Here is a 21,281-nt window from a genome sequence, read left to right as displayed (position 1 = left end):
CCCGGCCTGCCGTACCCCAAGGACTCACGTGACCGACCAGCCCAGCACCGTGCGCGACCTCGTCATCGTCGGATCGGGCCCCGCGGGGTACACCGCGGCGATCTACGCGGCCCGCGCGGGCCTCGCGCCGCTCGTCGTGGCCGGGTCCGTGACCGCCGGCGGTGCGCTGATGAACACCACCGAGGTGGAGAACTTCCCCGGCTTCCCCGACGGCATCCAGGGCCCCGAGCTCATGGACCAGCTGCAGAAGCAGGCCGAGAAGTTCGGTGCCGAGGTGCTGTGGGACGACGCCGTGTCGCTGTCCCTGGACGGTCCGGTCAAGACGGTGACCGTGTCGGGCGGCGAGACGTACGAGGCGCGCGCCGTCATCCTGTCCACCGGCTCCGCCTACCGTGAGCTGGGCCTGGACGACGAGAAGCGCATGTCCGGGCGCGGGGTGTCCTGGTGCGCGACCTGCGACGGGTTCTTCTTCCGCGACCAGGAGATCATCGTCGTCGGCGGTGGCGACTCCGCCGTCGAGGAGGCGACCTTCCTCACCCGCTTCGGCAAGCGGGTCACGCTCGTGCACCGCCGCGACCAGCTCCGCGCGTCGAAGATCATGGCCGACCGCGCCGCCGCGGACCCGAAGATCGAGTTCGCGTGGAACTCCGAGGTCGTCGCGATCCACGGCCAGGACAAGGTCACCGGCGTGACGCTGCGCGACACCCTCACCGGCGAGACCCGTGAGCACCCCGCGACCGGCGTGTTCGTCGCGATCGGACACGTCCCGCGCACCGACCTGCTGGTCGGGCAGATCACGCTCGACGAGAACGGCTACGTCGAGGTCGAGGGCCGCTCGACGCGGACCAACCTGCCCGGGGTGTTCGCCGCGGGCGACGTCGTCGACCACACCTACCGGCAGGCCATCACCGCCGCCGGCTCCGGGTGCGCCGCCGCGCTCGACGCCCAGCACTACCTCGCCGCCCTCGGTGACGCCGCGCACGACCTGGCCGACCCGATCCCCCCGACCAGCGCACCCGTCCTCGTGGAGGAAGCCCGATGAGCAACCTCGCCGCCGTCAGCGACGACACCTTCCAGGCCGACGTCCTCGACTCCCCGGTCCCCGTCATCGTGGACTTCTGGGCACCGTGGTGCGGGCCGTGCCGCATGGTCGCGCCCGTCCTCGACGAGCTCGCCGCGCAGTACGACGGGCGGGTCAAGATCGTCAAGGTCAACGCCGACGAGAACCCGCAGGTCGTCGGGGACTACGGCATCGTCTCCATCCCGACGCTCAACGTGTACGTCGGTGGCGAGCTGGTGAAGTCCGTCATCGGCGCCCGCCCGAAGGCGTTCTACACCGAGGAGATCGAGAGCGTCCTCGCGACGGTCTGACGGCCGACACCGCCTCGCGGGCGGTTGCCCGGATGACAGTGCCCCCGGCGGACCTTGCGTCGGGTGGCACGTGACGCGTGCGACACTGCGGGGATGACCTCGCAGCCTGTGCCCCCGCGTGAGACGTCGGGCGGCCACCCCACGTCCTCCGCAGCCGGCACCCGGCTCGACCCCTGGCTCACGTCGTACGCCGAGCGCACGCACGGCATGCGCTCCTCCGAGATCCGGGCCCTGTTCGCCGTCGCGAACCGGCCCGAGGTGGTGTCGCTCGCGGGCGGCATGCCGTTCCTCGAGGGTCTCCCCCTCGACGTCCTCGGCGACATCGCCCAGCGGGTCGTCGCGACCCGTGGACTGCAGGCGCTGCAGTACGGCTCCGGCCAGGGCGACGAGACGCTGCGTGAGCAGATCCTCGACCTCATGCGGCTCGAGGGCATCGAGGCGCACCCCGACGACGTGGTCGTCACGACGGGATCGCAGCAAGCGCTCGACCTCGTGACCAGGATCTTCATCGACCCGGGCGACGTCGTGGTGGCCGAGGCACCGTCGTACGTCGGGGCGCTGGGCGTCTTCCGTGCCTACCAGGCGGACGTCGCACACGTGCCGATCGACGCCGACGGCCTGGTCCCCGAGGCGCTGGAGTCGACGCTCGCGTCGCTCGCCGCGGCCGGGCGCACCGTCAAGCTGCTCTACACGGTGCCGAACTTCCACAACCCCGCCGGCGTCTCGATGTCGGAGGAGCGGCGGCCGCGGGTCCTGGAGATCGCGCGGAGGTACGGCGTGCTCGTCGTCGAGGACAACCCGTACGGGCTGCTCGGCTTCGACAGCGAGCCCCGCGACGCGATCCGGTCGCTCGACGAGGACGGCGTCGTCTACCTCGGCTCCTTCTCGAAGACGTTTGCCCCAGGCTACCGGGTTGGCTGGGTCGTCGCGCCCCACGCCGTCCGCGAGAAGCTCGTCCTCGCCTCCGAGTCCGCGATCCTCTGCCCGTCGAACGCCTCCCAGATCGCCATCTCGACCTACCTCTCGACGTGCGACTGGCGCGGGCAGATCAAGTCCTACCGCGAGCAGTACCGCGAGCGGCGCGACGCGATGATCTCCGCGCTCGCCGAGCACCTGCCGGAAGCGTCGTGGAACGTCCCCGCCGGCGGGTTCTACACCTGGGTCCGGCTGCCCGACGGGCTCGACGCGAAGGACATGCTGCCGCGCGCCGTCACCGCGCGCGTCGCCTACGTCCCCGGTACCGCGTTCTACTTCGACGGGTCCGGCAGCGAGCACCTGCGGCTCTCCTTCTGCTACCCGACGCCGGAGCGCATCCGCGAGGGTGTCCGGCGGCTCGCCGGCGTCGTCGCCGGGGAGAAGGAGCTGGTCGAGCTGTTCGGCACCAGCGCGGGCGCGGCGTCCGACGTCGTGCACGCGCCCGGTCCCGACGTCGCCTGACCGCCGTCGCGCCCACCGCGCTCATGGCGCGACGCCCTGACCTGTTCGGCCGTCGAGGCCCGGCAGCTCGACCACTCGTCCTGGAGGACCTGCGACCGTGTCCGTTCCCCGCTCCCCGCGCGTCGTCGTCCTCGCCGGCGGGCTCTCGCACGAACGCGACGTGTCGCTCCGTTCCGGGCGACGGGTCGCCGAGGCCCTGCGGTCAGCCGGCGTCGAGGTGTCGGTTCACGACGTCGACGCCGACCTCGTCCCCGCGCTGAGCGACCTGCGGCCCGACCTGGTCTGGCCGCTGCTGCACGGTGCGAGCGGCGAGGACGGCTCGGTCCGCGACGTCGTGCAGCTCCTCGGCCTGCGACTCCTCGGCACGGGGCCGCGCGCGAGCCGCGTCGCCTGGAGCAAGCCCATCGCCAAGACCGTCGTCGCCCGCGCCGGACTCTCCACCCCGGAATTCGTGACGCTCCCCCAGTCTCTGTTCCGCGAGCTCGGCGCCGGTCGCGTGCTCGACGCCGTCGTCGCGCGGCTCGGGCTGCCGCTCGTCGTGAAGCCGTCACGCGGCGGGTCGGCGCTCGGCGTCAACCTCGTCACGGCCGCCGACGACCTGCCGCGCGCGATGGTCGACTGCTTCGCCTACAGCGACACCGCCCTGATCGAGCGTGCGGTCACCGGGACCGAGGTCGCCGTGAGCGTCGTCGACACGGGCGACGGACCGGTCGCCCTGCCCGCCGTCGAGATCGTGACCGAAGGACCGTACGACTACGACGCGCGCTACAACCCCGGACGCGTCGAGTACTTCACGCCGGCCCGCCTGTCCGCCGACGCGGCCTCCGCCGTGGGCGAGGTCGCCGTCGCCGCACACCGGGCCCTCGGACTGGAACGGCTGTCGCGCACCGACCTCATCGTCGGCGACGACGGCACGCCGTGGTTCCTCGAGGTCAACGTGGCCCCCGGGATGACCGAGACCTCGCTCCTGCCACAGGCCGCGGAGGGTGCTGGGCACAACCTCGGGGACTTGTACCGATCGCTGGTGCTGGCTTCCCTGGCATGAGAACAGGGCGCCTCGGCAACCGTCGTGGCCTGCCGAGACGCCCTGATTCGTCCGCTTTCGAGGCTGCGCACCTCAGTTCTTGAGCAGTCCCGGATCCTCCGGGGCGAAGCTCTCGAGGATCCGGTTGAGATCCTGCACCGACGCGAACTCGACCGTGAGCCGCCCGCGCGTCTTGCCGAGGCTCACCTTGACCCGCGTGTCGAACCGGTCGGACAGCCGTGCCGCGAGGTCGTCCAGCGCCGCGTTCCGGTCCCCCGCCCGCGGTGCGGCCCGACGCGTCGGCGTCGCACCGTCCACCCCGAGCGAGACGATCTCCTCGACCGCGCGGACCGACAGGCCCTCCGCGACGATCCGCTGCGCAAGCCGCTCGATCGCCGCGCCGTCGCTCAGACCGAGGAGTGCCCGGGCGTGACCCGCCGAGAGCACCCCCGCCGCCACCCGCCGCTGCACCAGCGGCGGCAGCTTGAGCAGGCGCAGCGTGTTCGAGATCTGCGGACGCGACCGGTGGATGCGCGTCGCGAGCTGCTCATGCGTGCACCCGAAGTCGTCGAGCAGCTGCTGGTACGCGGCCGCCTCCTCGAGCGGGTTGAGCTGCGAGCGGTGCAGGTTCTCGAGCAGGGCGTCCCGCAGCAGGTCCGCGTCCTCGGTCTCACGGATGATCGCCGGGATCGTGTCGAGCCCCGCAGCCTGCGTGGCGCGCCAGCGGCGCTCGCCCATGATCAGCTCGAAGCCGTCGTCGACCGCACGCACCACGACCGGCTGGAGGACGCCGATCTCCCGGATGGAGCCGACGAGCTCGTCGAGCGCGTCCTCGTCGAAGACCGTCCGCGGCTGCCGCGGGTTCGGCCGGATCGAGCCGACCGGCAGCTCGGCGAACCGCGCACCCGGCACCGGGACGAGCCCGTCCAGGTCGTCGACACCGACGAGAGCGACGGACGTCGCCGCATCCGCACCGTTCGACGCCGCACCGCTGGCGTCCGCCGCGGTTCCGGCACCGTTCGAGCCCGCATCGCCGTCGCGCGCCGCTCCGTCACCGTCCGAGCCGACGGGTGCGCCGCCCTGCGTCGGGACGCCGTCACCCGTCGCGACGCCGTTCGTGTGGCCGAACGCACCGGAGGCACCCGCGCCGTCGAGCAGCGCGCTCGGCGCCGTCCCGTCGGTCACGCTCGGCGTCGCTCCGTCGCGCTCGGTCACCAGCGTGGCCGTCGCCGCAGCCGCCGCCTGGTTCTCCTCGCGCTTGGCGTCGGGGAAGAAGACGTCGACGGGACGCTCTGCGCCGCTCGGCCTCTGTCCGTCCAGACCCGTGGGGATGAGGGCGCCGAGGCCCCGACCCAACCCGCGTCGCTTCTCGCTCACTGGTCCTCCTGGTGCGCGGCCATCACCGGCTCGCTGACGTGGGTGTAGGAGTGCTGGCCGGGGACGTCGGCCGTCTCGTTGTCGTGGGGCTGACCGTTGCGCACGTCGGTGCTGGTCAGGGATGCGACCGGCGCCGACTCGGCGGGAGCAGCGGGCTCGACGAGCCCGGCGCCACGGTCGGCGATCTCCCTGGCGGCCTCGAGGTAGGCCAGCGCGCCGGACGAGCCGGCGTCGTACGTCATGACCGTCTGGCCGTAGCTCGGCGCCTCCGAGATGCGGACCGACCGCGGCACCGTCGTCCGGAGCGTGCGCTCCGGGAAGTGCGTTCGGACCTCGCCCGCGACCTGCTGGGCGAGGTTGGTGCGGGCGTCGTACATCGTCAGGAGGATCGTCGAGACGTGCAGGTCCGGGTTCAGGTGAGCCTGGATCAGCTGGATCGTCTTGAGGAGCTGGCTCAGCCCTTCCAGCGCGTAGTACTCGCACTGGATCGGGATGAGGACCTCACGCGCGACCACGAAGGCGTTGACGGTAAGCAGCCCGAGGCTCGGGGGGCAGTCGACGAAGACGTAGTCGATCCGCTCCTGCCCGTTCTCTGTCCGCCACTGCAGGTACTGGTCGAGCGCGTTCCGCAGGCGGGTCTCACGCGCGACCATCGAGACCAGCTCGATCTCGGCTCCCGAGAGGTCGATCGTCGCCGGCAGGCACCACAGGTTCGGCACATCCGGGCTCACCTGCACGGCATCCGCGATCGGCGCCCCCTCGACCAGGACCTCGTAGATCGACGGCGTACCCGCACGGTGCTCGATCCCCAGCGCCGTCGACGCGTTGCCCTGCGGGTCGTTGTCGAGGACGAGGACGTTCAGTCCGGCCTGGGCGAGGGCGGCCGCGAGGTTCACGGTCGTCGTGGTCTTGCCGACGCCGCCCTTCTGGTTCGCCACGGTGATGACGCGCGTCTCCGCGGGCCGCGGGAAGCGGCGGCCACGCAGCTCGATGCGGCGCCGGGCGTCGACCTGGAGCTCCGCCATCAGCGGCGTCTCCTCGTCGGCCTGCGGAAGGCTCTGGACCAGCGCGGCCCGACGGTGCTCGTCAGGATCTAGGGAGGCACCCGAAGGCGTGTCGCCCGCCGGTGTCGTGGCAGGTGGGAGGTGGTGTGTCACGTGCTCGTCGTCGTCCTCGTCGTGCGCCTCGGCGCTGTGGTCGAGGCGGCCAGGGGCGCCCACCTCCGCATCCCCGGCGGACGGAGCGTCATCGACGACGCGGTGCGCGGTCTCCGCAGCCGCTGCGACGAGCGAGTCGTCGTGCGCGGGCGGGGCGGCCGTGTCGGACTCGGCGTCGCCAGGGGTGCTGTGTGATTCTCCCCCATCAGCGAGGCCCGGTGATACCGCGTGTCGGGTGGAGTCTGGGCCCGACCCTTCACGTGCGAGGTCGACGACGTGCGACTCTGACGCGGCGGTTTCACGTGGAACAACGGCGCCGGGTCCTTCTGCCTCGGCCTGCGCGGCAGCTCTGGCTGCGGGGCTAGCAGATGCGGCGGTCTGCGCCGCGTCGACGTGCAGCGCCGTTTCACGTGAAACGGCCGAGGGCGACGTCTGCTCGATCGGCGCGGTGGGGCGGCTCGCCGGATCGTCGAGTGCGCGCGCGGCGTCCTGACCGTGCGACGGCCCGGTGCGCTGAAGGTGCGACGGCTGCACGTAGCCGGCGATCCCGCCCTGCCCGTCACCGCTGATACGGGATGCTCCGTCGACGTCACTCCGCGTCTGCCCACCGTCCTCACTGCGCGGCTGCCCGTCGAACTCACTCCCCGGCTGTCCGTCAACCTCACTGCGCGGCTGTCCGTCAACCTCACTGCGCGGCTGTCCGGCAACCTGACTAGCTGGCTGCCCGGCGGGCTCACTCCCCGGCTGCCGGTCGACGTCGATCACTGGCTGCCGGTGAACGTCGATCCCTGGCTGTCCGGTGTGGTCGATCCCGGTCGATGTTTCACGTGGAACAGCCGGCCAGCCAGGTTGATTGCCGGCTCCCTGGGTAGGCGACGGTGCTGAGATCTCCGAATGGGTCGCCGTCGTCGTGCCAGCGTCGGCCGTCGTGGGCTCCCCATGCGCCGACGGGAATGGGAGGGCTGCAGAGCCCGTCGCGGTGAGAGGAGCCGCCACGTCCGTGACTGTGCCCGGCTGCCAGGTTCCGGCGGGCGTGGGTGCCGGCGCCGCCGAGGCCATCCGGTCCGGCTCCGCTGCGACAGGCTCCGCCCTGCGCTTCTTCCTACCGAACACTCGCCACCTCCCGAACGACACGTACGACTCGGGTCGGCTCGACCCCGGCAATGGTGGGCGCCTCCAGAACGTCAGGAGTGCCCGCACCCCACTTCTTCCCGGCCTTGCGTGCCGCGAGGATCTCTTCCTCGGCCTTCCCACCCTTGAGCGCGACCAGCGTTCCGCCGGCGCGAAGCAGTGGGAGCGCCCATCCATAGAGCTTGTCGAGCGATGCCACCGCGCGAGCCGTCACCGCGTCCGCCTCGTAGCGGCCCTGCACCTCCTCGGCGCGCCCGCGCACGACGACGACGTTGGTCAGCGCGAGCCTGTCCGCCACCTCGGCCAGCCAGTCGGTGCGGCGCTCCATGGGCTCGAGGAGCACGACCTCGCAGTCGGGACGCATCGCAGCGATGACGATGCCCGGAAGCCCTGCACCACTCCCCAGATCGATCACCTGACCGCGCTCCGGGAGGAACGGGACGACTGCGGCCGAGTTCAGCAGATGACGAGCCCAGAGCCGTGAGACCTCACGAGGGCCGACCAGGCCCCGCAGGACACCCTCGTCCGCGAGCATCGCGTGAAAGCCACGGACTGCGGGCCACGCCGCGCCGAAGTACGTCTCGACCGCAGGATCGCCGGTGAGCGGGTCGTCGGCGGCGGTCGCTTCGGGGGCTTCCTCGGTCACTCGATCCCCCGTTTCACGTGGAACATGCCTGCACGCTAGATGCGCACGTGCCGCGTCTCTGCCGAGCCGACGTGCACGTCAGCGGCACTCTCCCCTGCACGACGCCCCACCGTACCGTGCGTATCGGATCCCACCCGAGTCATCCCCAGGCGGGTCGCACACCCGGCGCCACCAGACGGCGACGTGCCCGTTCGGGGTCCCACCGGATCCCACCCGAGTCATCGCCAGGCGGGCCGTCCGACGGAGTGAACGGCGCGGTCAGCCCGGTGCTCCGGCTCCGGCTCGCGGCCACGCCATCGGCGGCAGGCGGTCGACGACCCCCACCCGGAGGAGGCGCCTCAGACTGTGAGCCCAAGCCGTCGGTTCGAGATGCGCGGTGCGACACGGGCGTGGAACTACCCACCGACGCGGCAGTGCCCGCGCGTTCGCGGACCACGTCCTGGCGGATACGTCAGTTCACGTCAACGCCCTGACAACCGCTCGGCGACGAGGCACTCCCCGCCGATCCGCGTAGAGGCGGCGGGCCCAAGCGCCCGTCCCGTTTCACGTGAAACGTGGGCGGCGTGGCGCCGACGACGCCTGCACCGGTGGTCCTTCCATCCAGCCGATCTGACGGCGAGAGCTCGAGCCGCGGCGCGCCTCGGGCGCTCACAGGGCCGGTGCCTGACTGCTCGACCAGGGCGGTGGTCCATGGCGTCGACGGCGGCACCGGCGACGTGGTGCGCGGCACGGCCGGCGCGGTCAGATCGTGGTGACGCTCAGCCGCGTCATTATCCTCAACCCACGCTGGAGACTCCGCTCTGGGCGACTCCTCGAACGCGAGTGCTCGCGACCGCGTAGTGGGTCCCTTGTCGCGGGCGGACGATCGGCGCCCGCGGCGCACGTCAACCACCCGGTGGTCCGACAACGAGTGGTCAGGCTCGACGCGTGGTTTCACGTGGAACGGCGCCCATGCGGGGCCCAGGCAAGACGACCGCTCACGCGCACCGCGGCCGCGAGCTCCGTGCGCCCAGGTGACCGCCGAGAGATTCGGCTCGGCGTACGCGACGGTCAGCGCGACGACTCCCGATGCGAGCACTCAGTGAGACGCTCACCCGGATACTCTGGTCGACCTTGCCCAACCCCCCTCTCGACTTCCCCACATCAAGCTGGCAGGTCGCCAGGCGGCTGTCCTGGGTTCGTCCGGCGGCGACGACGCCTTCCTCCCCGGATTCCGACGTCACCCGCGTCACCTGAACGACGTTGCACAGTGACGCCCTGAAGGCAACGTCGACGCCGCTCGGTCCTGTTCGTTCCACGTGAAACAAGGCCGTGAGGTGTCAATAGCGCGTGCAGCCGGAAGCGCCCCAACCACTCCGGTGCAGCGAGCCGCTCCCGGTCCACCCTGACCCGTCCACGCTGCCGCCCTCTCGCGCCCGCTCCGTGCCGAGCTGGGCGGACCAGTGCTCCCACGCCGGCACGTGCCCGGCCCACGACTCTCCTCACACCGCACACGCACGCGCGGACGTAGGGCTGAGCGCACCCGCCCCTACTCGAGCCCGGCACGCACCCATTCCAGTTCGACTTTGCTCTTACGCCAGCCTGTCCCGCCCGCACGCCCACCGGCCCCACTCGCGCACGGACGCACGCGAGACAGCACGCGCACCGACGCCGGCCGGCCCCGCTCGCGCGTGCACCCACGCGAGCCCGCCCACGCATGCGCGCGCACCCCGGCCGTACCCGTCAACCCTCGCCTCTCGCGAACACCTCGCGCGCACCCCGGGCGCACCCGTTGACCCTCGCCTCTCGCACACGCCCCGCGCGCACCGCGGGCGCACCCGTCAACCCTCGCCTCTCGCACACGCCACACGCACCTCCACCGTTCCCGCTCGCCCGCGCTGCTCCGCCCCGCAAGTGGGGCGCTGCCCACCTCGCTCACACGCTGCGACTCGCGCCCTCCCGCGCCAACCCGAGCAGCCCGCCCCCGCGCCCTGCGGACCGATTGCGTGCGCCGGGGTCACCGTCCACGCCCCAGCCCTGCCCCCGCCCCCGCATTGCCGTCGACCCTGGGGCCCACAAGCCGGCGCACGGGCGTCCACAACGCAGTCGATCCCTCTGCCGGACTGGGGCTGGGTCGACCCCCGCTTCCACCCCGGATCTACCGCGCCGCTCGGCGCCCCGTTTCACGTGGAACCACCGTGCGTCACGGCACGCCGGGGCTCCTGTTGTGTAGGTGCGTGTGTCCGCGTCTGCCCTGCTACATGGCTGCCGTGGGCGCTCACGACACCGCTCTCGGACAAGCAGCGGGTCAGAATCGTCAGCGGCGGGTCGTGAGACCACACGGTGCGAGAGGCTCACCAAGCTCGGGTTGAGCCGCCTCCTCACCCCCAGGCCGCTGGTCTCCCCGCCTCGGCGCCCGTTGGCTACTCGGGACGCGCGGTCGCCACGTGGGCCGCGCAGGCGTGCGACATGTCAGGGTCGACCGCCCGAGGCGCCCTGAGGTCGGTGTAGTCCACCACGAGCGTCGCTCGCGTCCACGGCGTGCAGTGTGCGAAGTACAGCCGCTGCGCCCCGTCGTAGCGGTCGATGAGCGCTGGCGTCGGTGGTTGAACGGCGTACCGGTCGACGACGGAGCGCTGCGCCCTCCGTCGCGCCCCCTCGGAGAACGGCACGTCGAGGAAGATCGAGAAGTCCCAGTGGCCCGTGAGCTCGTCGCGCAGGAGGAAGGTTCCCTCGACGATCACGAGGGCGTCGTCATCGGCGAGCTGAGGAGCCGGACGGACCACCCGGTCACCGTCCGGGTCGTACGACGAGGCGCAGAAGCGCCCGTCCCCGTCACGTAGGAGCGGCACCAGCGCCCACGAGGCCAGCGTGTCGTAGTCGTACGCGTCGAGCCAGAACCCTTCGGCCGAGTGCCTCCCCCGGCGGTGGCGGATGGCCGAGGGTTGGAAGAAGTGGTCGGCGTGCAGGAGGACGACCTGACGCCGCGGGAAGCGTCCCGCCAGGCGCTCGGCGAAGACCGTCTTGCCTGACCCCCCGATCCCGTCGATCGCAATCAGGCCTCGCTGGTCATGCGGCAGCGCCTCCAGGACGGACGCAGCGAGGGCGTCGAATCCCTCGATCGTCATCGCGCTCCTCTCCAGCACTGCGCCCGGACGAACGGTGGGCTCACGACCCGCGGTCGTCGGGCTCCGATGCGACCACGACGGCGACGACGCATCAAGGGGCCACGGACAGAACGGCGCCGGTGCCAGCACCATGACAGCGCCAGCGCCAGCGGCAGCGCCTGCGCCAGCGGCAACGCAAGCGCCTGCGGCAGCGGCAGACGAGACGGACTTCCTCGCAACGACCGGTCGGACCATCGCGAAGCCACCCAGCCAACCCACACAGGCGCCGTTTCACGTGAAACGGCGCCCGGAGAACAGCGAAGGCGGGACGCCGTAGCGCCCCGCCTTCGCATGCCGTCGACCGTGTCAGGCCGGACGGATGACCACGTGCCGGTCCGGCTCCACGCCCTCGGAGTCGCTCGAGAGCCCCGCGGTCGCCACGGCATCGTGCACGACCTTCCGCTCGAACGGGTTCATCGCCGCGAGCGACACCGCTGCGCCCGACTCACGGACACGCCCGATGGCCTCCTCGGCGACGGCGACGAGCTCGGCACGGCGTGCGGCGCGGAAGCCGGCGACGTCGAGCATGAGGCGGCTCCGCTCACCGGTGCGGGTCTGCACGGCCAGACGCGTGAGCTCCTGGAGGGCGTCGAGCACCTCGCCGTCACGACCGGCCAGGCGGCGCAGCGAGCGGTCCTCGGGGTCCTCCGACACGATCTCGACGGCTGCACGGCCGTGGTCGATGTCGATGTCGATGTCGCCGTCGAGGTCGGCGATGTCGAGCAGCTCCTCGAGGTAGTCGGCGGCGATCTCGCCCTCCTCCTCGAGGCGCTTGGTGCTGGTGGACTCGGCCGCTGCGTCCGGCGGGGTCGGGGTCATTGACGTCACTCCGATCGTCGACAAGGGGTGTCGCTACTTCTTGGACTTCGTCGGCGGCTTGGTCGGGCCGTCGTCGGGGTCGGCGTCGTCGCCGCTCCCCTTCGTGGCCTTCCCGTCGCCGACGGGGGTCTGTGCGGGGGTGGCCCCGGCGGGTCGTGCGCTCTTGGCGCGGTCCTTGCGCTTGGGCTGCTCGCGCTGGCCGCGCGGCTTCTCCTCGATGACGGCGGTCGTGCCGTTCGTGGGCTCCTCGAGCGTGATGCCCTTGGCCGCGGCGCGGCGCGCCTTGCGCTCGAGCAGGGCCTTCTCGGCCTGCGACCCGGGCGCCGGCATCCGGCGGATCGTGTAGAACTGCTGGCCCATCGACCAGAGGTTCGTCGTCGTCCAGTAGATGAGGACACCGATCGGGAAGTTCACGCCCGAGAACGCGAAGACGAGCGGCAGGACGTAGAGCAGCACCTTCTGCTGCTGCGCCATGGGGCCCTGGAGGGCGGCCGGCGGCATGTTCTTCATGGTCAGCTGGCGCTGCGTGAGGAACGTCGTCGCGGACATCGCGATGATGAGGACGACGGTGACGATCTTGATGTGCCAGTTGTCGCCGGACTGCGTGAACGTGCCGGACAGCGGGGCGCCGAAGATCGTGGCGGCCTCGGCCTGCGCGGCGAGCGCGGGGGTCATCGGACCGATGGGGTCGACCTCACCGCTCGCGATCTGCGGCAGCTGGATGAGGACGCGGAACAGCGCGAAGAAGATCGGGGACTGCAGCAGGATCGGCAGGCAGGACGCGAACGGGTTCGTGCCGTGCTTGCGGTACAGCTCCATGGTCTCGCGGCTCATGGCCTCGCGAGACGCGGGGTCGGTCTTCCCCTTGTACTTCTTCTGGATCGCCTGCATCTCGGGTGCGAGCATCTGCATCCCACGCGAGGCCTTGATCTGCTTGAAGAAGAGCGGGATCAGCAGGATTCGCATGACGATCACGAGCCCGACGATGGACAGCGCCCATGCCGCACCCCCGGCGGGGTCGAGTCCGAGTCCCTCGAACAGGCTGTGGAACTGGACCATGATCCAGGCCACGACCGTCATGATCGGCGCGAGCAGGCCGTCGAACCAGTTCATGCAGGGGCTCCTCGAGAGCGATTCAGTGCGTGGACGTAGCCACGTGGGGGTGGCGGTGAGGGCTGTGGTGGTGCGTCTCCCGCGCCGGTGGAACGTCGTCGACGCCGCCGGGGTTCCACGGGTGGCAGCGCAGGAGCCGGCGAGCGGCGAGCCACGTGCCGCGCAGGAGGCCGTGCCGGGTGACGGCGATGACCGCGTACTGCGAGCAGGACGGGTAGAACCGGCACGTCGGCGGCGTCATCGGCGAGATGAAGCGCTGGTACCCGCGGAGCAGCAGGAGGACGAGCCGTGCGGGCAGCCGCACGGCACCACGAGCCACCTTCGACCAGGTCATGGGACGACTACGCGTCGGCGGTCCGGCGGGTGGTCCGCCGCACCGCCGTCCCGAGGGCCGAGTCCAGGTCCGACGCGAGCTGCGCGTACGTGGCGGACGACGACGCGGGGAGCGCGCGGACGACGACCCGCGACCCTGCGGGCAGCCGGTCGAGCCGCGCACGCACGAGCTCGCGCAGACGCCGCTTGACGAGGTTGCGCCGCACGGCCGTCCCGACGGCCTTGGACACGACAAGACCGACCACGGGCCCGTCGGGGCCCGGGTCGGTCTTGGTCGTCAGGTGCACCACGAGGGTGTCCCGTCCGCTGCGCGCACCGCGGCGCACCGCCTGCTCGAAGTCGGCAGCGCGGCGCATCCGGTGCGCGGCGGGCAGCACCGGCGCTGGCGTCAGGCCGAGAGCTCCGCGCGACCCTTGCGGCGACGTGCCGCGAGGATCGCGCGGCCCGCGCGGGTACGCATCCGCAGACGGAAGCCGTGCGTCTTGGCGCGGCGCCGGTTGTTCGGCTGGAAGGTGCGCTTGCTCACGAGAGTCTCCAACTACTTCGGGTTGGGCCCCGCGCGAGACGCACGTGGCCGGGGTCTGTCTGCCGAGCTCGACTGCTCCAGGGACACGCACGCGTGCGTGTGGCGTCAGGGCGCGCCAGCAGGAGCCATCAGGAAGGCTGGATCACGGTACGCCGCCCCGTCGGGGCCGGTCAAATGCGTCGGGCCGGCACTGGGCCCGTCGGCACCCTACCCGGTCGTCCGCGCCGACGACGGGAGGCGCACCGGCACGCCGGCGCCACCGCGACCACCGCCACGACCACCCCGCGCGACGACGACCAGACCGCCGGTCGACCACCGTGCGACCAGGGTCGGACGCCGCGCGTCCGGGCGCCCGCGACCGTCCGAGAACGGGACGAGGTCACCCCCGGGACGCCTCCCCCGCCGACCCGTCCAGGGCTAGCATCGTTGGTCGTCACCGCCCGGCCTGTGGATCTGTGGAAGTGCTCGTGTGGACCGGGACCCCGCGGTGACCGGACGAGCGGGCGACGACGCCTGTCGTCGTCCTCACGGGACGGCTCGACGACCACCGCGCACAGGTGTGGACAACTATGTGGACAACGGGGGCCGTGCGAGACTCGACCACTCCACGCGATCGATCAGCTGAGGTAGGACGTTGTCACAGGACGAAGAACTCGCCCGGGTCTGGGGCCACGTCGTCGCGACCCTCGAGGCGAGCCCGGACATCACGCCCCGGCAGATCGCGTTCGTCCGGCTGGCCCGTCCGCTCGGTCTGCTCGACGGGACGCTGCTGCTGGCGGTGGGCAACGACCTGACCAAGGACTACCTTGAGACGCGGGTGCGCGCGGAGGTCACGGACGCGCTGAGCGACGCGCTCGACCGTGAGGCCCGCTTCGCGATCACGGTCGACCCGGACGTCGCGGCGGACGCCCCGCCGGCGCTGCGCGTGGTCCCGCAGTCGAGCCTGGACCGGCACGACCCTGCGGGGGTCGACGTCCTCACCGACCAGGAGCGTCCGGAGCTGTCGGTCGTCCACGACGACGACCACCTCGGTGGCGGCCGTGAGCGGCACGTCGCGGTCGAGGACCGCCGCCCGCTGACGTCGGGCGGGCGCAAGCCGGCGTCGGAGCCGGCCCGCCTGAACCCGAAGTACCAGTTCGAGACGTTCGTCATCGGCTCGTCGAACAGGTTCGCGCACGCGGCGGCGGTCGCGGTGGCCGAGGCGCCGGCGAAGGCGTACAACCCGCTGTTCATCTACGGCGACTCGGGGCTGGGCAAGACGCACCTGCTGCATGCGATCGGGCACTACGCGTACAACCTCTACCCGAGCGTGCGGGTGCGGTACGTGAACTCGGAGGAGTTCACGAACGACTTCATCAACTCGATCTCCGAGGGGAAGGCGGGCGCCTTCCAGCGCCGGTACCGCGAGGTCGACGTCCTCCTCATCGACGACATCCAGTTCCTGCAGGGCAAGGAACAGACGATGGAGGAGTTCTTCCACACGTTCAACACGCTGCACAACGCGAACAAGCAGGTCGTGATCACGTCCGACCTGCCGCCGAAGCAGCTGAACGGGTTCGAGGACCGGATGCGGTCGCGCTTCGAGTGGGGCCTCATCACGGACGTCCAGCCGCCGGACCTGGAGACGCGTATCGCGATCCTCCGCAAGAAGGCCGGCAGCGAGCGGCTGGAGGCGCCGCCGGACGTGCTGGAGTACATCGCGAGCAAGATCTCGACGAACATCCGTGAGCTCGAGGGTGCGCTGATCCGCGTGACGGCGTTCGCGAACCTCAACCGGCAGCAGGTCGACCTGTCGCTCGCGGAGATCGTGCTCAAGGACCTCATCACCGACGAGCAGACGGCGGAGATCACGGCGACGCAGGTGATCGGCCAGACGGCGGCGTACTTCGGGCTGTCGATCGACGACCTGTGCGGGTCGAGCCGTTCGCGCGTGCTGGTGACGGCCCGCCAGATCGCGATGTACCTGTGCCGTGAGCTCACGGACCTGTCGCTGCCGAAGATCGGCCAGGCGTTCGGGGGCCGGGACCACACGACGGTCATGCACGCGAACCGCAAGATCCGTGAGCTCATGGCGGAGCGCCGGTCGATCTACAACCAGGTGACCGAGCTGACGAACCGGATCAAGCAGCAGAGCCGCAGCTGAGCCGTCGCGTTCGTCCGTTTGATGGCGGATCCGTCCTCACGGTTATCCACAGTTTCCACAGGCGCCTGGGGATGTTTGTGACGCGGTTCACCCGTTCGGACCAAGAACGCGTCGCGGGCCCTCGCTCAGCGCGCTGACCTGCACTGACGTCCGCATGCGGCCCGGCGCGGCCGCCGTCCACACACGCCTGCCATGAGACGACTCTCATCGTCGAATCGATGCGATCGCCTTGACCGGAACCCTCACGTTCCGGATGAAACATGCATGGGACGAATGTTCACACCTGTGCACACACCTGTGGACGACGGTGGACGAGGACACCGTGTCGTGTGGAGAACCGGGTGCCGACCCGTGGACGCCGACGAGGGCCTCTCGGGGCGTCCACCGCCCTCCACCACCGGCACGGTGCTCCACGCACAGCGCGTCCACACGCCTCCTCGACGCTGACCAGCGCGGACGCCCGAAATCCACACCATGCACATGACCGATGACGACGACGAGACTTCTCTCTGCCGGGAATCCACACACCGTCGGAGTGCTGTGGCGGCGGCGGGCCGGGCCGCTCCGCGGGCCGCTGAGGCCCGGGCAGCCGTCCGACTCCCCGGACCACGCGACACCGTCCTCCACACCGCGCCTCCGACCCTGTACCGAGCGTCGGACCTGTCGCGTAGTGTTCGCGTGATGCCACGGGCTGGACGAGCCGACGCTCGTGCCGCCGCGCCACCCGCACCTGCTCCAGCGCAGGTCCCGCACGGCCGCGGACGGGCCGCTCGCCCGGGGGCAGCACTCGAACGACGAAGAGGTGACACATGAGGTTCCGGGTCGACCGTGACGTCCTCGCCGACGCGGTCACATGGACGGCTCGCAGCCTGCCCACCCGACCGCCGGTCCCGGTGCTCGCGGGTGTGCGGATCGAGGCGGACACCACCGGCACGATCCAGCTGTCGAGCTTCGACTACGAGGTCTCGGCCCGCTCGCAGATCCCGGCGGACGTCTCCGAGCCCGGCACCGTCCTCGTCTCCGGCCGGCTCCTCGCCGAGATCTCCCGGGCCCTGCCCGACAAGCCGGTCGACGTCGTGCTCGACGGCACGAAGGTCGTCGTCACGTGCGGCGCGAGCCGCTTCACGCTCCTGACGATGCCGGTCGAGGACTACCCGAGCCTGCCCGCGATGCCCGCCACGGCCGGCACGGTCGACGGTGACGAGCTCACCCACGCGGTCGCGCAGGTGTCGGTCGCCGCGAGCCGCGACGACACGCTCCCCCTGCTCACGGGTGTGCGCGTCGAGATCGAGGGCGAGAAGGTCACGCTGCTCGCGACGGACCGCTACCGCCTCGCGCTGCGCGAGCTCACGTGGAAGCCCTCGGCCCCCGACATCTCGACGGTCGCGCTCGTGCGCGCCCGCACGCTGTCCGACGCCGCGAAGTCGCTCGGCAGCGCCGGCTCGGTCACGGTCGCGCTCTCGACCGGCGCGGGCGTGGACCTCATCGGCTTCGAGGCCGGCGGCCGCCAGACGACGAGCCTGCTCGTCGACGGCGACTACCCGGCGGTCCGTCGCCTGTTCCCCGACGACACCCCGATCCACGCGATCGTCTCGACGCACGCGCTCGCCGAGGCCGCGAAGCGTGTGGCGCTCGTGGCGGAGCGCAATACCCCGATCCGTCTCGGCTTCTCGCAGGGCCAGGTCGTCCTCGACGCAGGCCAGGGCGACGACGCGCAGGCGTCCGAGGCGCTCGAGGCGACGCTCGTCGGCGACGACATCACGGTGGCGTTCAACCCGCAGTTCCTGCTCGACGGCCTCGGCGCGCTCGACACGACGTTCGTCCGGCTGTCGTTCACGCACCCGAACAAGCCGGTCGAGTTCACGGGGCAGGAGTCGCTCGACGGCGACGACAAGCAGGAGTACCGCTACCTGCTGGTGCCCATCCGCTTCGCGAGCTGACGCAGGGCGACGCGCGCCGCGTCGCCCGACGGACCAGGACGGCACCGGGCCACGACGGGCTCGCGGGGACCGGCCGGCCGCACCGCGCGACGAGCGGAGCGGTGCGGCAGAGTGACCGGGGACGCACCGGTCGGACGAGGTCCGGCACGCAGCCGGGCGGGACGCGGGAGAGGCGAGGGTCATGCACATCGGTCTGGTCGGGCTGGGCAAGATGGGCGCGAACATGCGTGAGCGCATCCGCGCCGCCGGGATCGAGGTCACGGGGTTCGACCGCAACCCGGACGTGACCGACGTGCCGACGCTCGAGGCCCTCGTCGAGGCGCTGCCCGCGGGTGAGCGGGTCGTCTGGGTGATGGTCCCGTCGGGGAAGATCACCGACGCGGTCATCCGTGACCTCGCCGGCCTGCTGACTGCGGGCGACGTCGTCATCGACGGCGGCAACTCGTACTACCAGGACGACCAGCCGCACGCCGAGCTCCTGGCGCAGACGGGGGTCGGCTTCCTCGACGTCGGCGTCTCGGGCGGCGTCTGGGGCCTGAAGAACGGCTACGGGCTCATGGTCGGCGGCGACCCGGCGCTCGTCGAGAGGGTGCTGCCGGTCTTCGACGCGCTCCGTCCCGAGGGGCCGCGTGACGAAGGATTCGTCCACGCGGGTGCCGTCGGCGCGGGCCACTACGCGAAGATGGTGCACAACGGCATCGAGTACGGCCTCATGCAGGCGTACGCCGAGGGCTACGAGCTCCTCGCCGCGAAGGACCTGGTCACGGACGTGCACGGCACGTTCAAGGCGTGGCAGCGCGGCACGGTCGTCCGGTCGTGGCTGCTGGACCTGCTGGTCGAGGCCCTCGCGCAGGACCCGGCGTTCGGGGAGATCGACGACTGGGTCGAGGACTCGGGCGAGGGCCGCTGGACTGTCGACGAGGCGATCGACCTGGCCGTGCCGGCGCCGGTGATCTCGGCGGCGCTGTTCGCCCGGTTCGCGTCGCGGCAGGAGGAGTCGCCCGCGATGAAGGCCGTCGCCGCGCTGCGCCAGCAGTTCGGCGGTCACGCCGTGAAGCCGGCCGGGACGACCGGGCCGGTGACCAACACGACGCCGGTGCCGGGAGCCGCGGTTCCCCCGTCGGCCTGACGCTCCCCCGCCCGACGGACGTCTCGCGGGCGTCCCGGAGGGGCGGGCTCGCCCCCGCCGCACGACCACCACGAAGAGACCCGGATGTACGTCGCCCACCTGTCGCTCACCGACTTCCGCTCGTACGCGCAGGTCGAGCTGCCCCTCGAGCCGGGCATCACCGCGCTCGTCGGGCCGAACGGCCAGGGCAAGACGAACCTGGTCGAGGCGATCGGGTACGTCGCGACGCTCGGCAGCCACCGGGTGCCGTCGGACGCGGCGCTCGTGCGCGCGGGCACGGGTCGGGCGGTCGTGCGGGCGCGCGTGGTCCGGGAGCTGGAGCCGGGGCGGCCGCGCACGACTCTCGTCGAGGTCGAGGTCACGCCGGGCAAGGCGAACCGGGCCCGCGTGAACGGTGGCTCGCCGGGGCGGGCGCGCGACATCCTCGGGATCCTGCGGACCGTGCTGTTCGCCCCCGAGGACCTGGCGCTCGTCAAGGGCGACCCGGACGGTCGCCGACGGTTCCTCGACGACCTGCTCGTGCAGCTCGTGCCGCGGTACGCGGGGACGGTGCAGGACTACGAGCGCGTGCTGCGACAGCGGTCGGCGCTGCTGAAGTCGGCGGGCGCGGCGATGCGCGGGGGCCGGGGCAGCGCGGACCTGCGCACGCTCGACGTCTGGGACGCGAAGCTCGCGCAGACGGGCGCGGAGCTGATCGTGGCGCGGCGCGCCCTGGTGGCGGCGCTCGCCCCGCACGTCGCGAGCGCGTACGCGCAGGTCAGCTCCGGTCAGGGCGAGGCGGTCATCACGTACCGCGCGTCGCTCGACGCGGCGATGCAGGACGAGGGGCGCGGCGGCCGAGACGCGGGCGACGCGCCCACGCCGGTGCCGCACGGCGACGTCCCCGCGACCGCGCACCTGGTCGAGGCACAGCTCCTCGAGGCGATGGGGCGGCTGCGGACCAAGGAGGTCGAGCGTGGGGTCTGCCTCGTCGGCCCGCACCGCGACGACCTGGTGCTGACGCTCGGCGGCCTGCCCGCGAAGGGGTACGCGAGCCACGGGGAGTCGTGGTCGTACGCGCTCGCGCTGCGGCTGGCGTCGTACGCGCTGCTCACGGACGACGGGTCGTCGACGCCCGACCCCGCCTCCGACCTGCTGAGCCAGGGCGCGGACTGGGGGCCGGACGGCGAGCCGGTGCTGGTCCTCGACGACGTCTTCGCCGAGCTCGACACCCGCCGGCGTGACCGGCTCGCGGAGCTCGTCGCCCCCGCACGCCAGGTCCTCATCACGGCGGCCGTCGCGGAGGACGTGCCGGAGCCGCTCGCGGGTGCCCGCGTCGACGTGATGGGGGGCGAGGTCGCCCGTGTCCTCTGACCGCCGTCCCCCTCGCGACTCCGACGGCCGCTCCCCTGGCGACCTGGACCGAGGGTTCGCCGCCGAGGACGACGCGCTGCTCCCGCCGCTGCGTCGCGCTCCCGCCGACGGCGCGCCGCTGCGCCAGGTCGTGGACCTGGTGCCGGAGCGTCAGGTCGCGGCGGCCGCGCTGAACCGCGCCCGTGAGGCGGCGCGGGCGAAGGGGATCCGCCCGGGCGACGCGCCGCGGCGCCGCCCGATGGTCGACACGACGGGCACGGCCGGGCCGGGTGCGCGGGACCCGCAGGCGGTCGCGGACACGCTCGGTGCGCTGGTCGGCCAGTTCAACTGGGGGTCGGGCCTGGTCTCGGGCACGGTGCAGCACCGCTGGGCGGACCTGGTGGGTCCGCAGGTCGCGGAGCACTGCGCGTACGTGTCGCTGGAGGCGGGGGTGCTGACGGTGCAGGCGGCGTCGACGAGCTGGGCGACGAACCTCACGTGGGCGGTGCCGACGATGCTGCGCCGCTTCGCGGAGGAGCTGGGCGAGGGCGTCGTGTCGGAGATCGCGGTGCTGGGGCCGTCGGGGCCCGGTTTCGGGCGGGGGAAGCGCCGCGTGGCGGGCCGCGGACCACGCGACACGTACGGCTGACGGCGGTC

Annotated in this window: 18 protein-coding genes; 9 read left to right on the top strand and 9 right to left on the bottom strand. The window is 72.0% G+C overall.

What is annotated here, in order from left to right:
- The first annotated feature begins 28 nt into the window (after positions 1 to 28).
- The 4 genes from trxB (at position 29) to CBZ_RS01905 (ending at position 3,853) form a co-directional block, all read left to right on the top strand.
- Positions 29 to 1,042, top strand: a complete 1,014-nt coding sequence (gene trxB / locus CBZ_RS01920; RefSeq protein ID WP_130779932.1) for a thioredoxin-disulfide reductase — start codon at positions 29 to 31, stop codon at positions 1,040 to 1,042.
- On the top strand, positions 1,039 to 1,371 hold the full coding sequence (trxA, locus tag CBZ_RS01915) for a thioredoxin (protein ID WP_130779931.1): 333 nt from the start codon (positions 1,039 to 1,041) through the stop codon (positions 1,369 to 1,371). The genes trxB and trxA overlap by 4 nt, the downstream gene beginning before the upstream one ends.
- A 93-nt stretch (positions 1,372 to 1,464) precedes the next feature.
- Positions 1,465 to 2,808 (top strand): aminotransferase-like domain-containing protein, encoded by a 1,344-nt coding sequence (locus tag CBZ_RS01910; protein ID WP_130779930.1) that lies wholly within the window; start codon positions 1,465 to 1,467, stop codon positions 2,806 to 2,808.
- A 97-nt stretch (positions 2,809 to 2,905) separates the two neighbouring features.
- Positions 2,906 to 3,853: a D-alanine--D-alanine ligase family protein gene (locus tag CBZ_RS01905; protein ID WP_130779929.1), complete on the top strand. Its 948-nt coding sequence runs from the start codon at positions 2,906 to 2,908 to the stop codon at positions 3,851 to 3,853.
- A gap of 72 nt (positions 3,854 to 3,925) precedes the next feature.
- On the opposite strand, the gene CBZ_RS01900 is transcribed toward CBZ_RS01905, so the two are convergent.
- From CBZ_RS01900 to rpmH, 9 genes are all read right to left on the bottom strand, one after another.
- Positions 3,926 to 5,209, bottom strand: a complete 1,284-nt coding sequence (locus CBZ_RS01900; protein ID WP_130779928.1) for a ParB/RepB/Spo0J family partition protein — start codon at positions 5,207 to 5,209, stop codon at positions 3,926 to 3,928.
- On the bottom strand, positions 5,206 to 7,131 hold the full coding sequence (locus CBZ_RS21945) for an AAA family ATPase (protein WP_281274833.1): 1,926 nt from the start codon (positions 7,129 to 7,131) through the stop codon (positions 5,206 to 5,208). Before CBZ_RS21945 ends, CBZ_RS01900 begins: the two co-directional genes overlap by 4 nt.
- Before the next feature lie 337 nt (positions 7,132 to 7,468).
- On the bottom strand, positions 7,469 to 8,143 hold the full coding sequence (rsmG, locus tag CBZ_RS01890) for a 16S rRNA (guanine(527)-N(7))-methyltransferase RsmG (protein ID WP_130779927.1): 675 nt from the start codon (positions 8,141 to 8,143) through the stop codon (positions 7,469 to 7,471).
- 2,402 nt (positions 8,144 to 10,545) lie between these two features.
- Entirely contained in the window at positions 10,546 to 11,382 is an 837-nt protein-coding gene (locus CBZ_RS01885) for a nucleoside/nucleotide kinase family protein (RefSeq protein WP_218022693.1), read from the bottom strand.
- 213 nt (positions 11,383 to 11,595) lie between these two features.
- Positions 11,596 to 12,108 (bottom strand): Jag family protein, encoded by a 513-nt coding sequence (locus CBZ_RS01880; protein ID WP_130779926.1) that lies wholly within the window; start codon positions 12,106 to 12,108, stop codon positions 11,596 to 11,598.
- A gap of 33 nt (positions 12,109 to 12,141) precedes the next feature.
- Positions 12,142 to 13,221, bottom strand: a complete 1,080-nt coding sequence (gene yidC, locus CBZ_RS01875) for a membrane protein insertase YidC (RefSeq protein ID WP_246012956.1) — start codon at positions 13,219 to 13,221, stop codon at positions 12,142 to 12,144.
- A 22-nt stretch (positions 13,222 to 13,243) separates the two neighbouring features.
- A complete protein-coding gene (gene yidD / locus CBZ_RS01870; protein WP_130779925.1) occupies positions 13,244 to 13,555 on the bottom strand; it encodes a membrane protein insertion efficiency factor YidD in 312 nt (103 codons plus the stop codon).
- Between the two features lie 7 nt (positions 13,556 to 13,562).
- Positions 13,563 to 13,931, bottom strand: coding sequence for a ribonuclease P protein component (gene rnpA / locus CBZ_RS01865; protein WP_130779924.1), 369 nt, complete (start codon positions 13,929 to 13,931; stop codon positions 13,563 to 13,565).
- An 11-nt stretch (positions 13,932 to 13,942) separates the two neighbouring features.
- Positions 13,943 to 14,080 (bottom strand): 50S ribosomal protein L34, encoded by a 138-nt coding sequence (gene rpmH / locus CBZ_RS01860; protein ID WP_010849920.1) that lies wholly within the window; start codon positions 14,078 to 14,080, stop codon positions 13,943 to 13,945.
- 634 nt (positions 14,081 to 14,714) lie between these two features.
- Between rpmH and dnaA the strand changes: the two genes are divergently transcribed.
- From dnaA to CBZ_RS01835, 5 genes are all read left to right on the top strand, one after another.
- Positions 14,715 to 16,223, top strand: coding sequence for a chromosomal replication initiator protein DnaA (gene dnaA, locus CBZ_RS01855; protein ID WP_130779923.1), 1,509 nt, complete (start codon positions 14,715 to 14,717; stop codon positions 16,221 to 16,223).
- An 809-nt stretch (positions 16,224 to 17,032) separates the two neighbouring features.
- Positions 17,033 to 18,163, top strand: a complete 1,131-nt coding sequence (gene dnaN / locus CBZ_RS01850; protein WP_130779922.1) for a DNA polymerase III subunit beta — start codon at positions 17,033 to 17,035, stop codon at positions 18,161 to 18,163.
- Positions 18,164 to 18,344: 181 nt separating this feature from the next.
- Positions 18,345 to 19,292: a phosphogluconate dehydrogenase (NAD(+)-dependent, decarboxylating) gene (gene gnd, locus CBZ_RS01845; RefSeq protein ID WP_130779921.1), complete on the top strand. Its 948-nt coding sequence runs from the start codon at positions 18,345 to 18,347 to the stop codon at positions 19,290 to 19,292.
- An 84-nt stretch (positions 19,293 to 19,376) separates the two neighbouring features.
- The gene (recF, locus tag CBZ_RS01840) at positions 19,377 to 20,645 is read left to right on the top strand and encodes a DNA replication/repair protein RecF (RefSeq protein ID WP_130779920.1); all 1,269 of its coding nucleotides are present in this window, start codon (positions 19,377 to 19,379) and stop codon (positions 20,643 to 20,645) included.
- Positions 20,635 to 21,273 (top strand): DciA family protein, encoded by a 639-nt coding sequence (locus CBZ_RS01835; RefSeq protein WP_246012955.1) that lies wholly within the window; start codon positions 20,635 to 20,637, stop codon positions 21,271 to 21,273. The genes recF and CBZ_RS01835 overlap by 11 nt, the downstream gene beginning before the upstream one ends.
- The last annotated feature ends 8 nt before the right edge of the window (positions 21,274 to 21,281 follow it).

It is taken from the genome of Cellulomonas biazotea (assembly GCF_004306155.1).
Taxonomy (GTDB): Bacteria; Actinomycetota; Actinomycetes; order Actinomycetales; family Cellulomonadaceae; genus Cellulomonas; species Cellulomonas biazotea.
Note: the sequence above shows the minus strand (reverse complement) of the source record. Positions and strands in the feature narration are given on the sequence as shown.